This is a genomic window from Streptomyces sp. NBC_00358 (assembly GCF_036099295.1).
Taxonomy (GTDB): Bacteria; Actinomycetota; Actinomycetes; order Streptomycetales; family Streptomycetaceae; genus Streptomyces.
In genome coordinates, this window is the sequence record NZ_CP107976.1 from 3,995,655 (window position 1) to 4,008,159 (window position 12,505).

12 protein-coding genes are annotated in these 12,505 nt (G+C 69.8%); 3 read left to right on the forward strand and 9 right to left on the reverse strand.

Annotation, left to right across the window (positions count from 1 at the left end; genetic code table 11):
- Positions 1-17: 17 nt before the first annotated feature.
- Complete coding sequence (locus OHT01_RS16645) at positions 18-389, reverse strand: holo-ACP synthase (protein WP_261705347.1); 372 nt, start codon at positions 387-389, stop codon at positions 18-20.
- 53 nt (positions 390-442) lie between these two features.
- Positions 443-2,290, reverse strand: a complete 1,848-nt coding sequence (glmS, locus tag OHT01_RS16650) for a glutamine--fructose-6-phosphate transaminase (isomerizing) (protein ID WP_328553947.1) — start codon at positions 2,288-2,290, stop codon at positions 443-445.
- Positions 2,291-2,458: 168 nt separating this feature from the next.
- On the opposite strand from glmS, the gene coaA reads away from it, so the two are divergent.
- Positions 2,459-3,448 carry a type I pantothenate kinase gene (gene coaA / locus OHT01_RS16655; RefSeq protein ID WP_328553948.1) on the forward strand — a complete coding sequence of 330 codons (990 nt, stop codon included), beginning with the start codon at positions 2,459-2,461 and terminating at the stop codon, positions 3,446-3,448.
- A 42-nt stretch (positions 3,449-3,490) separates the two neighbouring features.
- The gene (locus tag OHT01_RS16660; protein ID WP_328553949.1) at positions 3,491-4,444 is read left to right on the forward strand and encodes a DUF389 domain-containing protein; all 954 of its coding nucleotides are present in this window, start codon (positions 3,491-3,493) and stop codon (positions 4,442-4,444) included.
- An 87-nt stretch (positions 4,445-4,531) separates the two neighbouring features.
- Here the strand turns inward: OHT01_RS16660 and glmM are convergent, their stop codons facing one another.
- The 4 genes from glmM to OHT01_RS16680 all read right to left on the reverse strand — a co-directional run bounded on the left by glmM (position 4,532) and on the right by OHT01_RS16680 (position 8,480).
- A complete protein-coding gene (glmM, locus tag OHT01_RS16665; protein ID WP_328553950.1) occupies positions 4,532-5,890 on the reverse strand; it encodes a phosphoglucosamine mutase in 1,359 nt (452 codons plus the stop codon).
- A 189-nt stretch (positions 5,891-6,079) separates the two neighbouring features.
- A complete protein-coding gene (gene rpsI, locus OHT01_RS16670) occupies positions 6,080-6,574 on the reverse strand; it encodes a 30S ribosomal protein S9 (RefSeq protein WP_328553951.1) in 495 nt (164 codons plus the stop codon).
- Positions 6,575-6,616: 42 nt separating this feature from the next.
- Entirely contained in the window at positions 6,617-7,060 is a 444-nt protein-coding gene (gene rplM, locus OHT01_RS16675; RefSeq protein ID WP_037626954.1) for a 50S ribosomal protein L13, read from the reverse strand.
- Positions 7,061-7,283: 223 nt separating this feature from the next.
- The gene (locus OHT01_RS16680; protein WP_328553952.1) at positions 7,284-8,480 is read right to left on the reverse strand and encodes a glycosyltransferase family 87 protein; all 1,197 of its coding nucleotides are present in this window, start codon (positions 8,478-8,480) and stop codon (positions 7,284-7,286) included.
- Between the two features lie 74 nt (positions 8,481-8,554).
- On the opposite strand from OHT01_RS16680, the gene OHT01_RS16685 reads away from it, so the two are divergent.
- Positions 8,555-9,442 carry a hypothetical protein gene (locus OHT01_RS16685; protein ID WP_328553953.1) on the forward strand — a complete coding sequence of 296 codons (888 nt, stop codon included), beginning with the start codon at positions 8,555-8,557 and terminating at the stop codon, positions 9,440-9,442.
- A 306-nt stretch (positions 9,443-9,748) separates the two neighbouring features.
- On the opposite strand, the gene truA is transcribed toward OHT01_RS16685, so the two are convergent.
- The 3 genes from truA to OHT01_RS16700 form a co-directional block, all read right to left on the reverse strand.
- Positions 9,749-10,615, reverse strand: a complete 867-nt coding sequence (gene truA / locus OHT01_RS16690; RefSeq protein ID WP_328553954.1) for a tRNA pseudouridine(38-40) synthase TruA — start codon at positions 10,613-10,615, stop codon at positions 9,749-9,751.
- 92 nt (positions 10,616-10,707) lie between these two features.
- Complete coding sequence (gene rplQ, locus OHT01_RS16695) at positions 10,708-11,205, reverse strand: 50S ribosomal protein L17 (RefSeq protein WP_266761767.1); 498 nt, start codon at positions 11,203-11,205, stop codon at positions 10,708-10,710.
- Positions 11,206-11,331: 126 nt separating this feature from the next.
- The gene (locus OHT01_RS16700) at positions 11,332-12,354 is read right to left on the reverse strand and encodes a DNA-directed RNA polymerase subunit alpha (RefSeq protein WP_003966937.1); all 1,023 of its coding nucleotides are present in this window, start codon (positions 12,352-12,354) and stop codon (positions 11,332-11,334) included.
- Positions 12,355-12,505 lie beyond the last annotated feature (151 nt).

Consider the following 12,505-nt stretch of genomic DNA (forward strand, 5'->3'; position numbering starts at 1 on the left):
GCCCCGGGCCGCCCCGGCTATCCCTCCGCCACCACCACCGCCGAAGCCACCCCGGCGTCGTGGCTGAGCGACACATGCCAGGAGCGCACGCCCAGTTCGGCCGCCCGGGCCGCCACCGTGCCCTTCACGCGCAGCCGCGGCTGGCCGCTGTCCTCGACGAAGACCTCGGCGTCCGTCCAGTGCAGTCCCGCCGGGGCTCCCAGCGCCTTGGCTAGCGCCTCCTTCGCGGCGAACCGGGCCGCGAGCGAGGCGATGCCCCGCCGGTCGCCGCTGGGCAGCAGCAACTCACGCTCCACGAAAAGGCGTTCGGCCAGCCCGGGTGTCCGCTCAAGCGACGCCCGGAACCGGTCGATCTCCGCCACGTCGATACCGACCCCGATGATGCTCATGACGAGCACCCTAGAGGGCCGGGCCGCGCCGCTGCCTCACGCGGCGGCGGCGCTCACTCCACCGTCACCGACTTCGCCAGGTTGCGCGGCTGGTCCACCTCGTTGCCGCGGGCCGTCGCCAGTTCGCAGGCGAACACCTGCAGGGGGACCGTCGACACCAGCGGCTGGAGGAGGGTGGGCGTGGCGGGGATGCGGATGAGGTGGTCGGCGTACGGGACGACCGCCTCGTCGCCCTCCTCCGCGATGACGATGGTGCGGGCGCCCCGGGCCCGGATCTCCTGGATGTTGGAGACGATCTTGTCGTGCAGGACCGAGCGCCCGCGCGGCGACGGCGCCACGACGACCACCGGCATGTCCTCCTCGATCAGTGCGATCGGACCGTGCTTCAGCTCGCCCGCCGCGAAGCCCTCGGCGTGCATGTACGCCAACTCCTTGAGTTTCAGGGCGCCTTCGAGCGCGACTGGATAACCGACGTGCCGTCCGAGGAACAGGACCGTGTCCTTGTGGGCGAGGGAGCGCGCGAGTTCCCGTACCGGCTCCATGGTCTCCAGGACCCGCTCGACCTCGCGGGAGATGCGGGACAGCTCCCGGATCACGGCCTGGATCTCGTCGCCCCACTTGGTGCCGCGCACCTGGCCCAGGTACAGCGCCACCAGGTAGCAGGCCACGAGCTGGGTGAGGAAGGCCTTGGTGGAGGCGACGGCGACCTCGGGGCCCGCGTGCGTGTAGAGCACCGCGTCGGACTCGCGGGGGATCGTCGAGCCGTTGGTGTTGCAGATCGCCAGCACTCTGGCGCCCTGCTCACGGGCGTGCCGCAGTGCCATCAGCGTGTCCATGGTCTCGCCGGACTGCGAGATCGCGATGACGAGCGTCTGCCGGTCCAGGATCGGGTCCCGGTAGCGGAACTCGCTGGCCAGCTCCACCTCGCACGGGATGCGCGTCCAGTGCTCGATGGCGTACTTGGCGATCAGCCCGGCGTGGAAGGCGGTGCCGCAGGCGACGATGACGACCTTGTCGGCCTCGCGCAGGGCCCTGACCGGGATGCGCACCTCGTCGAGCGTCAGCGACCCGGCCGCGTCGATCCGGCCCAGCAGGGTGTCGGCGACCGCCTTGGGCTGCTCGGCGATCTCCTTGAGCATGAAGTAGTCGTAGCCGCCCTTCTCCGCCGCCGACGCGTCCCAGTCGACGTGGTACGAGCGGACCTCGGCGGGGCGGCCGTCGAACCCGGTGACGGTGACCCCGTCCCGGCGCAGTTCGACGACCTGGTCCTGCCCCAGTTCGATCGCGGAGCGGGTGTGGGCGATGAACGCGGCGACGTCCGAGGCGAGAAAGGCCTCGCCGTCCCCGACGCCGACGACCAGTGGCGAGTTCCGGCGTGCCCCCACGACCACGTCAGGGTCGTCGGCGACCACCGCGACCAGCGTGAACGCGCCCTCCAGGCGTCGGCACACCAGCCGCATCGCCTCCGCCAGGTCCGCGCACGAGGAGAACTCCTCGGCGAGCAGATGCGCGACCACCTCGGTGTCCGTCTCGGAGGTCAGGTCGTGGCCTCGTTCGGCGAGCTCGGAGCGGAGCAGGGCGAAGTTCTCGATGATCCCGTTGTGGACGACGGCGACCCGGCCCGCGTTGTCGAGATGCGGATGGGCGTTGGCGTCCGTGGGTCCCCCGTGGGTGGCCCAGCGGGTGTGGCCGATCCCGGTCGTTCCGGCCGGCAGCGGCCGGCTGCCGAGCTCCTTCTCCAGGTTGACCAGTTTCCCGGCCCTCTTCGCGACGGCGAGCCCCCCGTCCGCCAGGACGGCGACACCCGCCGAGTCGTATCCCCGGTACTCGAGTCGCTTCAGTCCGGCCATCACCACGTCGAGCGCCGACTGCGACCCCACATAACCCACGATTCCGCACATGGCGGCAGCGTACGGTCCATCACCCGCCCGAATCAGGCCGACCGTGCCCGATATCGGAAATTCTGGCCGCCCTTCCCGGCGGTCGACCGGACCCCGGGACCCGTCCCGGGTCACCCGGCGTGACGGACCCCACCCCCCATCCTGTCCATACTCCCGTAACAATGGACTGTGATCTCTCCGGTCTCCTCGTTGCCGCGGAGCGCCCACCGGTCAAAGCCGGAGGCGACTCCCTACGTCGACCTCACCCGTGCCGAGTGGAGCGCGCTGCGCGAAAAGACGCCGCTCCCGCTGAACGCCGCGGAGGTCGAGAAGCTGCGCGGTCTGGGCGATGTCATCGACCTCGACGAGGTGCGGGACATCTATCTGCCGCTGTCCAGACTCCTGAATCTGTACGTCGGCGCCACGGACCGGCTCAGAGGCGCCCTGAACACCTTCCTCGGCGAGAAGGGTTCGCAGTCCGGGACCCCGTTCGTCATAGGTGTCGCGGGTTCCGTGGCCGTCGGCAAGTCCACCGTCGCCCGCCTGCTCCAGGCGCTGCTGTCCCGCTGGCCGGAGCACCCCCGCGTGGAACTGGTCACCACGGACGGGTTCCTGCTCCCCACCAAGGAGCTCGAAGCGCGCGGAATGATGTCCCGCAAGGGCTTCCCCGAGTCGTACGACCGCCGGGCGCTGACCCGGTTCGTCGCCGACATCAAGGCGGGCAAGGACGAGGTGACGGCGCCGGTCTACTCGCATCTGATCTACGACATCGTGCCCGGCGAGCGGCTCACCGTCCGCCGCCCCGACATCCTCATCGTCGAGGGCCTGAACGTGCTCCAGCCGGCGCTGCCCGGCAAGGACGGCCGCACCCGGGTCGGCCTCGCGGACTACTTCGACTTCAGTGTGTACGTCGACGCCCGCCCCGAGGACATCGAGCGCTGGTACCTGAACCGCTTCGGCAAGCTGCGCGCGACGGCCTTCCAGAAGCCCGACTCGTACTTCCGCAAGTACACCCAGGTCTCGGAGGAGGAGGCACTCGACTACGCCCGCACGACCTGGCGCACCATCAACAAGCCGAACCTGCTGGAGAACGTGGCCCCCACCCGCGGCCGGGCGACCCTCGTCGTGCGCAAGGGCCCGGACCACAAGGTGCAGCGGCTGAGTCTGCGCAAGCTGTAGACCCCCGGGACCGGCCCCGGCACGTGCGGCTACTGTGCGGCCATGCTGCACCTCCGCCTGATCACTCCCCCCGACCGGACCGACGACGTCGTCGGCCTCATCGAGCGCACGGTCGGCACCGCTCACCTCGTGGTGCTCCCCGGCGCTGCTCGCAGTCCGGTGGGGGACGTGGTGATGTGCGACGTCGCCCGCGAGGCGGGTGACGAGCTCATCGGCGGGCTGCGGGAGATGGGGATCGACCGCACGGGCTCGATCGCGGTCGAGGACATCGACCTGTCCCTGTCGAAGCGGGCCGACAAGGCCGAGGAGGAGGCTCCGGGCGAGGGCGTCGACGCGGTGCTCTGGGAGCACCTGGAGGAGGCCACGCACGAGGAGTCCACGCTGTCGGTCACCTACGTCGCCTTCATCACGATCGCCACGATGATCGCGGCCTGCGGTGTGGTGCTCGACAACGCGGTGCTGATCGTGGGCGCCATGGCGGTGGGGCCGGAGTTCGGCCCGCTGGCCGGGCTGTGCACGGCGATCGTGCAGCGGGGGCGGCGCCTTGCCCTGCGCTCCCTGACGGCGCTGCTGGCCGGTTTCGCGATCGCCATGGCGATGACGGTCCTCTTCAGCCTGTTCATGGACGGGGTGGGACTGTTCAGCGAGGCGAAACTGGAGGGGCCGCGCCCCAACACCGGGTTCGTCTACGCCCCGGACTGGTTCTCCTTCGTCGTCGCGGTGCTCGCGGGCGCCGCCGGCATGCTGTCGCTGACCTCGGCGAAGTCCGGGGCCCTGGTCGGTGTGGCGATCTCCGTGACGACGGTCCCGGCCGCCGCGAACGCCGCGGTGGCCCTGAGCTACGGCGACATGGGCCAGACCTGGGGCTCCACCAAGCAGTTGCTGTTCAACCTGCTCGGCATCGTGGTCGCCGGCACACTCACGCTGATGGCCCAGAAATGGTTCTGGGCGATGCAGCGCAGGCGCCGGGTCGTCCGGCCGGAACCCGCCCGGTAGCGGACCGCCCCGCGGTACCCGCCGCTCCCAGCAGTGAGGCCCGGCTCCCCCTGGGGGTGCCGGGCCTCACGTATTCAGGCGGAGGGACTAGCCGAGCGCCGACTTGACGGCGTCGGCGAGGCGGGCGGCCACCGACCGGGCATGGTCGATGTCGGCGGCCTCGACCATGACGCGGACGAGCGGCTCGGTTCCGGAGGGGCGCAGCAGCACCCGTCCGGTGGTGCCGAGTTCGCGCTCCGCGTCGGCCACGGCGGCCGCCAGCTCGGCGGAGGAGTTCACCCGCGAGCGGTCGACGTCGGGCACGTTGATGAGGACCTGCGGCAGCCGCTCCATGACCGAGGCGAGGTCCCGGAGCGTACGGCCGGTCTGGGCGACCCGGGCGGCGAGCAGCAGGCCGGTGAGCGTGCCGTCGCCGGTGGTGGCGTGGTCGAGGATGATGACATGGCCGGACTGCTCGCCGCCGAGGGCGTAGCCGTGCCGCTTCATCTCCTCCAGCACGTAGCGGTCACCGACCCCCGTCTGGACGAAGGCGAGCCCCTCGCGCTCCATGGCGAGCTTGAACCCCAGGTTGGACATGACCGTCGCGACAACGGTGTCGGAGCGCAGTGCGGAACGCTCCCGCATCGCCAGCGCGAGAACGGCCAGGATCTGGTCGCCGTCGATCTCGTCGCCCGTGTGGTCCACGGCGAGGCAGCGGTCGGCGTCGCCGTCGTGCGCGATGCCGAGGTCGGCCCCGTGCTCGACGACGGCGGCCTTGAGGAGCTCCAGGTGGGTGGAGCCGCAACCGTCGTTGATGTTGAGCCCGTCGGGCTCCGCGCCGATCGTGATGATCTCGGCACCGGCCCGCGCGAAGGCCTCGGGCGAGACCCGGGCGGCCGCGCCGTGCGCCTCGTCGAGGACGACCTTCAGACCGTCGAGGCGGTTCGGGAGAACGCCCATGAGGTGGGCGACGTACTGGTCGAAGCCCTGGTCGTAGGAGTTCACCCGGCCGACGCCGGAGCCGGTCGGGCGGTCCCAGGGAGCGCCGGTGCGGTGCTCCTCGTAGACGCCCTCGATCCGGTCCTCCAGTTCGTCGGCGAGCTTGTGCCCGCCGCGGGCGAAGAACTTGATGCCGTTGTCGGGCATGGCGTTGTGGCTGGCGGAGAGCATCACACCGAGGTCGGCGCCCAGTACGCCGGTGAGATGGGCCACCGCCGGGGTGGGCAGCACACCGACACGCAGGACGTCCACACCGGCGCTGGCGAGGCCGGCGACCACGGCGGCCTCCAGGAACTCCCCGGACGCGCGCGGATCCCGCCCGACCACCGCGACGGGCCGGTGACCTGCGAACGTGCCCGCCTCGGCGAGTACGTGCGCCGCCGCGACCGAGAGGCCGAGCGCGAGCTCGGCCGTCAGATCCGCGTTGGCGACACCGCGCACGCCGTCCGTGCCGAAGAGTCGTCCCACTTGTCCTCCTGAGAAAAGCTGCAGAGTACGGAAGTCCCCCGAAGGATACGGAGTCATCCGATCACATGAGCCTTTGAGCACCTTGTGCCGTTATACGCCCAACCACTGTGATAAACGAACGCCCCGGCTGCACTGCAGCCGGGGCGTTCGGAGCTACGCGTACTGACGCGCAGAAGCAAGCAGCGAAGATTAACGCTTGCTGTACTGCGGCGCCTCGACCGCACGGTCGTCGCGCTTGAGGAAGCCGGCCTTCTTGAGGGCGCCGCGGTTGTTGTCCACGTCGGCCTCGTTCAGCGCACGGGCCACGCCGAGGCGCAGGGCACCGGCCTGACCGGAGACACCGCCACCCGAGATACGGGCGACGACGTCGTAGCGGTTGTCGAGTTCGAGCACCTTGAAGGGCTCGTTGACTTCCTGCTGGTGCACCTTGTTGGGGAAGTAGTCCTCAAGGGTGCGACCGTTGATCTTCCACTTGCCGGTGCCCGGGACGATCCGGACGCGGGCGATGGCGTTCTTGCGACGGCCCAGGCCGGCGGCCGGCTGCGGGTCGCCGAAGCGGCCCGCGAGCGACTCGGAGGTGTACTCGCCCTCGACGGGCACCTCGGACTCGCTGGTGTAGCTCTCGATGTCGACAAGCTCGGTCTCAGTCTCTTCGACCGGCTGCTCAACGGTGGTCTCGGCCACGATTCTCCTCAGATTCTTTTTCGTCTTAGGGGGTGGCCGGAACTACTGCGCGACCTGGGTGATCTCGAACGGGACCGGCTGCTGAGCAGCGTGCGGGTGGTTCTCGCCCGCGTAGACCTTCAGCTTCGAGAGCACCTGACGGCCCAGGGTGTTCTTGGGAACCATGCCCCTGATGGCCTTCTCGACGGCCTTCTCGGGGTTCTTCGCCAGCAGCTCGTCGTAACGGACGGAGCGCAGACCACCCGGGTAACCGGAGTGGCGGTACGCCAGCTTCTGGGTCTTCTTGTTGCCGGAGAGGTGCACCTTGTCGGCGTTGATGATGATGACGAAGTCACCAGCGTCGACGTGGGGGGCGTAGATCGGCTTGTGCTTGCCGCGCAGAATGTTCGCAGCAGTGGTCGCCAGACGGCCCAGGACGACATCCTGGGCGTCGATGACGTACCACTGGCGAGTGATGTCGCCGGGCTTGGGGCTGTACGTACGCACGGTCGTAGCCTTCGCTTCTTCAGTGAGTGGGTCCTGACATGGCCACCACGGACGATCACGACAGCCCTGACCGCACTGCGGTGACGCATACCGCGTGCAGATCGCTGGTCATCAGCCCCGGTGGACCGGTGTAAGGGCCCCTCACGTGAGAATGAGCAAGCCAATACACATAACGAACTGCAAGCTTACCCGCGGTGCCCCGGAAGGGTCAAAACGCGAGTGCTCACCCCGTCGTGGCCCGTCGTTCCTGTCGCGGAGCGACGAGATGGTCGGGGCCGCCGAGCGGCAGATGCCGGGGACGCCGGAGCGCCACCGATGCAGTCAATACACACAGGGTAAAGCAGTCCCGGAAGGAACGCCGGGTCACCGGCTCCAGCCAGGGCCAGTCGGCACCGGGCACCTGCGGCACCAGAGCGAGCCAGAACCAGGGCTCCCGGGCCGCGGAACCGGGGTACGGCAGCCCCGCGAGCAGCAGCGGCACCACGACGAGCAGATAGTGGTCGTACGACGGTCTGGACACCAGGAACGCCGACAGCATCAGCAGCACCGCGGTCTCAACAAGCCGCAGGGGCCCGGGAACTCCGCGAGACCAGCGCCGGTACGCGGCCACGACCCCGGCCGCCGCAGCCGCGCCCGCGAGCGGGACCGCGACCCAGGACGGCACCCCGAGCCGCGGCAGCACCGCCACCGGAGAAGCCTCGTAAAGGCGTACGAATCGATCATGGCCGCGCAACAGGAACGGCAGCGTCCGTGTGACGAACACCGCAGGATCCGGCATCAGCAGCGCCGCCCCGCCGGACGCCAGGGCGGGGACCAGGACCACCGCGGCCAGCGCGCGCCACCGGCGCTCGAAGAGGAAGAGCAGCACCACCGGCGCGAGCAACGGCTTGAGGGCGAGGGCCACCCCGACGACGACACCCGCCCACCCCCAGCGCTCCCGGGCGGCCAGCAGCAGGGCCAGGGGCAGTGCCGCGGCGGCGGTCACCGTCCAGTTGCCGAGCGACACCAGATGCCCGAAGGGCGCGAAACCGAGCGCGAGCCCGGCGGGGCCGAGCACCCCGAGGCGGCTGCGCCAGGGGACCCCGTGGATCCGCAGGGCGCACGCCCAGCCCGCCACCAGCAGGACGGTCACCGTCAGCGGGACCAGTACCCGCAGCGCGGACGCCGGGAGCAGCGTCTGCGGCGCCGCGGCCAGCACCGCGCTCGGAAGATAGAGGAAATGCCGGTCGGCGTACGGCGAGCCGCCGGCCAGCCACGTACGTGCCGCCCGCACCACGATCGCGTTGTCCATGCCGCCCGCCGAGGACGCGCGCGCGACGCCCACGACGTGCGCGCAGAGCACCACGCAGGACACCGCCCACGCGTGCCAGGAAGCACGACGTACCAACCACCCGGAGATGTCACTTTTGCCCGTGCGCATTCAGATCACGCTAGGGGCTCAAGTGCCCGGTGGAGCGGACCGGCACCCCCCAACGCCCGTCTAAGATGCGGCGCATGAGTTATGGGCAGGGTGGGCAGGGGCAGCCCCCGTGGGACCCCTGGAAGCCGGGGTCTCAGCAACAGCCTCAGTGGGGCAATCAGCGGTCCGGCGGGAATCCCGACTGGGCCGCAATGGCAGAGGCTTCCGAAACACGCAACAGGCGCCGCAAAGTGCTGTTCACCGTGGGCGGGGCGTTGGCCACCGTCGCGGTGGGCGCCGCCGTGGCCATGGCCGTCGCCAACGCGAACGGGAACAACCAGGCGGGGAACCAGCCGTCCAAACTGCCCGCCAGCGCGGACATCCCTGGCTCCACGACACCGGCGCCGTCCTTCGCGCCGACCTCGGCTCCGCCGCCGCTGGATCCGAAGCAGTTCATATCCAGCGCGCAGAAGGACACCGCGCCGCTGAGCCCGGACATCCTCTTCCCCGGTACGCAGCTCACCATGGGCGACCGCGTCTACCGCAAGGGTCCGACGGCCGACACGAAGAAATGCGCCTCGGCCGCCAAGGGCACGCTGCCGCCGGTCCTCAACAAGGACGGCTGCACCCGCTTCATGCGCGTCACCTACGTCAAGGACGGGGTGGCGGTGACGGTCGGCGTCGCGGTCTTCGACACCGAGGCCCAAGCGAGCAAGGCCAAGGCGGACGCGGACAACAAGAGCATCATCGCCTCGCTCTCGGGCAACGGCATCAAACCGTTCTGCGACTCGGCCGTCTGCCGTTCGACCACCAACTCCTACGGTCGTTACGCCTACTTCACCCTCGCCGGCTTCACCGCCGGCAAGGACGTGACGACGAAGGACACCAAGGTGTTCACCACCGGCGACGATCTCGCGGAGTTCGCCTTCCGCCAGATCAGCAGGCGTGGCCAGGCCCAGGCCTCCGCGGCGGCCAACCAGTAGCGGCTCCGGGCGGCGGCCACGGCCGCCGCCCCCGTACCGCACACGGCAGTTGAGGCGTTCACCGCCGAAGCCGCGCTCCCCGCCGAGGCGTTCACCGGCGAGGTGCCCAACCGGCGGGCCCGGCGGGTGCTAGGGCGTGTTTCGAAAGTAGCGTCGTCCGCCCGGAGGGCGGGGCTCGCGGCGTCTGGTGCGGTGCATCGCAAGGCGGAGGGTCGTCCGCGTACTGGGCGTACTCGGGCGATCCCGACAACGCGGCGAGGGGCCGTGCCAGGCGTCGCGAGCCAGACGGGACTTTCGAAACACGCCCTAGCAGCCCGCGCATCCGGCGGCTCCCGGCAACGTCCGCTTGTTCCGGGCCTCCAAGCTCCGCGCGGCCAGCAACTCGTCCGCGGGGTAACCGACTTCTTCGAGCGTCAGCCCGTGCGGCCGTACGACATGGACGGCCGAGTCCCGTACGCCGGCGGCGAGCACCTTCCCCGGCCAGTCGGGACCGCGGTGCCCGTCCCCCACGAACAGCAGGGCGCCGATCAGCGACCGGACCATGTTGTGGCAGAAGGCGTCGGCCCGCACGGTGGCGGTGATGACACCGTCCGCCCCGCGCACCAGGCTCAGTTGCTGAAGCGTACGGATGGTCGTCGCACCCTCGCGCTTCTTGCAGTAGGCGGCGAAGTCGTGCTCCCCCAGCAGCCGCCCGGCCGCCTCGTTCATGGCGTCCACGTCCAACGGCCAGTCGTGCCACAGGACATGACTGCGCAGCAGCGGGTCGACCCCGCCGGGTTCGTCGGTGACGCGGTAGGCGTAGCGCCGCCAGACCGCCGAGAAGCGGGCGTTGAAGCCCGTCGGCGCCTCGGTGAGCGACCACACCCGCACGTCCTTGGCGAGCCGCCCGGCCAGCCGCTTCAGCAGCTTCTCCCGGTGCTCGGCCCACAACTCCTCGGGGAGGTCGACGTGGGCCACCTGGCCGCGCGCGTGCACCCCTGCGTCGGTCCGCCCGGCCACGGTGAGCTCGTACGTCGTGTCCTTGGTCCGCGTCACCGTCCGCAGCGCGTCCTCGATCTCCCCCTGGACGGTCCTGCGTCCGCCGGCCTGCTTGGCCCACCCGGAGAACTCGCTCCCGTCGTACGACAGGTCCAACCGCACCCGCACGAACCCGGGCTCCGCTTCGTCACTCACACCTAGATCCTCTCAAGCCCGGGTTCCTCCCCGGAAACGCGAAAGCGGGCCCGCCCCCGAAGGGACGGACCCGCTCACAGCAAGGCAGTGCCTCAGGCGTCCTTCGACTCCTCGGCGGGAGCCTCGGCGGCGTCCTCGACCTTGGTGTCCTCGACCTTGGCCGGGGCCTCGGTCTCCTTGACGGCACGCTTGGTGGCCGCCTCGGCCTCACCGGTGGCCTGCTGGGCCACGGTCAGGGCCTCCACCAGCTCGATGACAGCCATGGGCGCGTTGTCGCCACGACGGTTACCGATCTTGGTGATACGGGTGTAGCCACCCGGGCGGTTCTCGTAACGCGGGCCGATCTCGGTGAAGAGCGTGTGCACGATGCTCTTGTCCGTGATCACCGAGAGCACCTGACGGCGGTTGTGAAGGTCACCCTTCTTCGCCTTGGTGACCAGACGCTCCGCGTAGGGACGCAGGCGACGGGCCTTGGCCTCGGTGGTGGTGATGCGGCCGTGCTCGAAGAGCGACTTCGCGAGGTTCGCGAGGAGCAGCTTCTCGTGCGCGGCGCTGCCGCCCAGACGGGCACCCTTGGCGGGCTTCGGCATGGTTTCTCCTAGGTGTCTGCCCCGGCCGTATCAGGTACCGGGGACAGTGTCCGAGCGGGCGATTGCCCGTCGAAGATCCGGGGTCCCGAAGGACCCCGGAGGACGGAAGCCGTCCCAGTACCGGGATCAGTACTGCTCGGTCTCCACGAAACCCGCGTCCGCGTCGTCGTCGGCGCCGAAGGCGTCGGCGGCGGCGGTCGGGTCGAATCCGGGCGGGCTGTCCTTGAGGGCCAGGCCCATGCCGGCCAGCTTCGCCTTGACCTCGTCGATGGACTTCGCACCGAAGTTGCGGATGTCCAGGAGGTCGGCCTCGGAGCGGGCGACGAGCTCACCCACGGAGTGGATGCCCTCACGCTTGAGGCAGTTGTACGACCGAACGGTGAGCTCCAGCTCCTCGATCGGCAGGGCGAGATCAGCGGCGAGGGCGGCGTCCGTGGGGGACGGGCCCATGTCGATGCCCTCGGCGTCGATGTTGAGCTCGCGGGCCAGACCGAACAGCTCGACCAGGGTCTTACCGGCCGACGCCATGGCGTCACGGGGACGCATGGCCTGCTTGGTCTCGACGTCGACGATCAGCTTGTCGAAGTCGGTGCGCTGCTCGACACGGGTCGCCTCGACCTTGTACGTGACCTTCAGCACCGGCGAGTAGATCGAGTCGACCGGGATGCGCCCGATCTCCTGACCGACCTGCTTGTTCTGGACGGCGGAGACGTAGCCGCGACCGCGCTCGACGGTCAGCTCCATCTCCAGCTTGCCCTTGCCGTTGAGCGTGGCGAGGACGAGGTCGGGGTTGTGGACCTCGACACCGGCCGGGGGCGCGATGTCGGCGGCGGTGACCAGACCCGGGCCCTGCTTGCGCAGGTACATCACGACCGGCTCGTCGTGCTCCGAGGAGACGACGAGCTGCTTGATGTTGAGGATCAGGTCGGTGACGTCCTCCTTGACGCCCGGCACGGTGGTGAACTCGTGCAGGACACCGTCGATGCGGATGCTGGTGACAGCAGCGCCGGGGATCGACGAGAGGAGGGTGCGGCGCAGGGAGTTGCCGAGGGTGTAGCCGAAGCCCGGCTCCAGCGGCTCGATCACGAACCGGGAGCGGAATTCGTCGACGACCTCTTCGGTCAACGAGGGACGCTGAGCGATCAGCATGTGGTGATCAGATCCTTCTTTCGTGGACGCCCGCTATTTGACGCCCGACGGAACCGCGCCTCACAAGAGGCCGGGTACAGCAAGGGTACGGGCGATACGGCCCTTTTACGGAGCCGTACCGCCCGGAAACCTCGAACCAGCACAGGGCCGT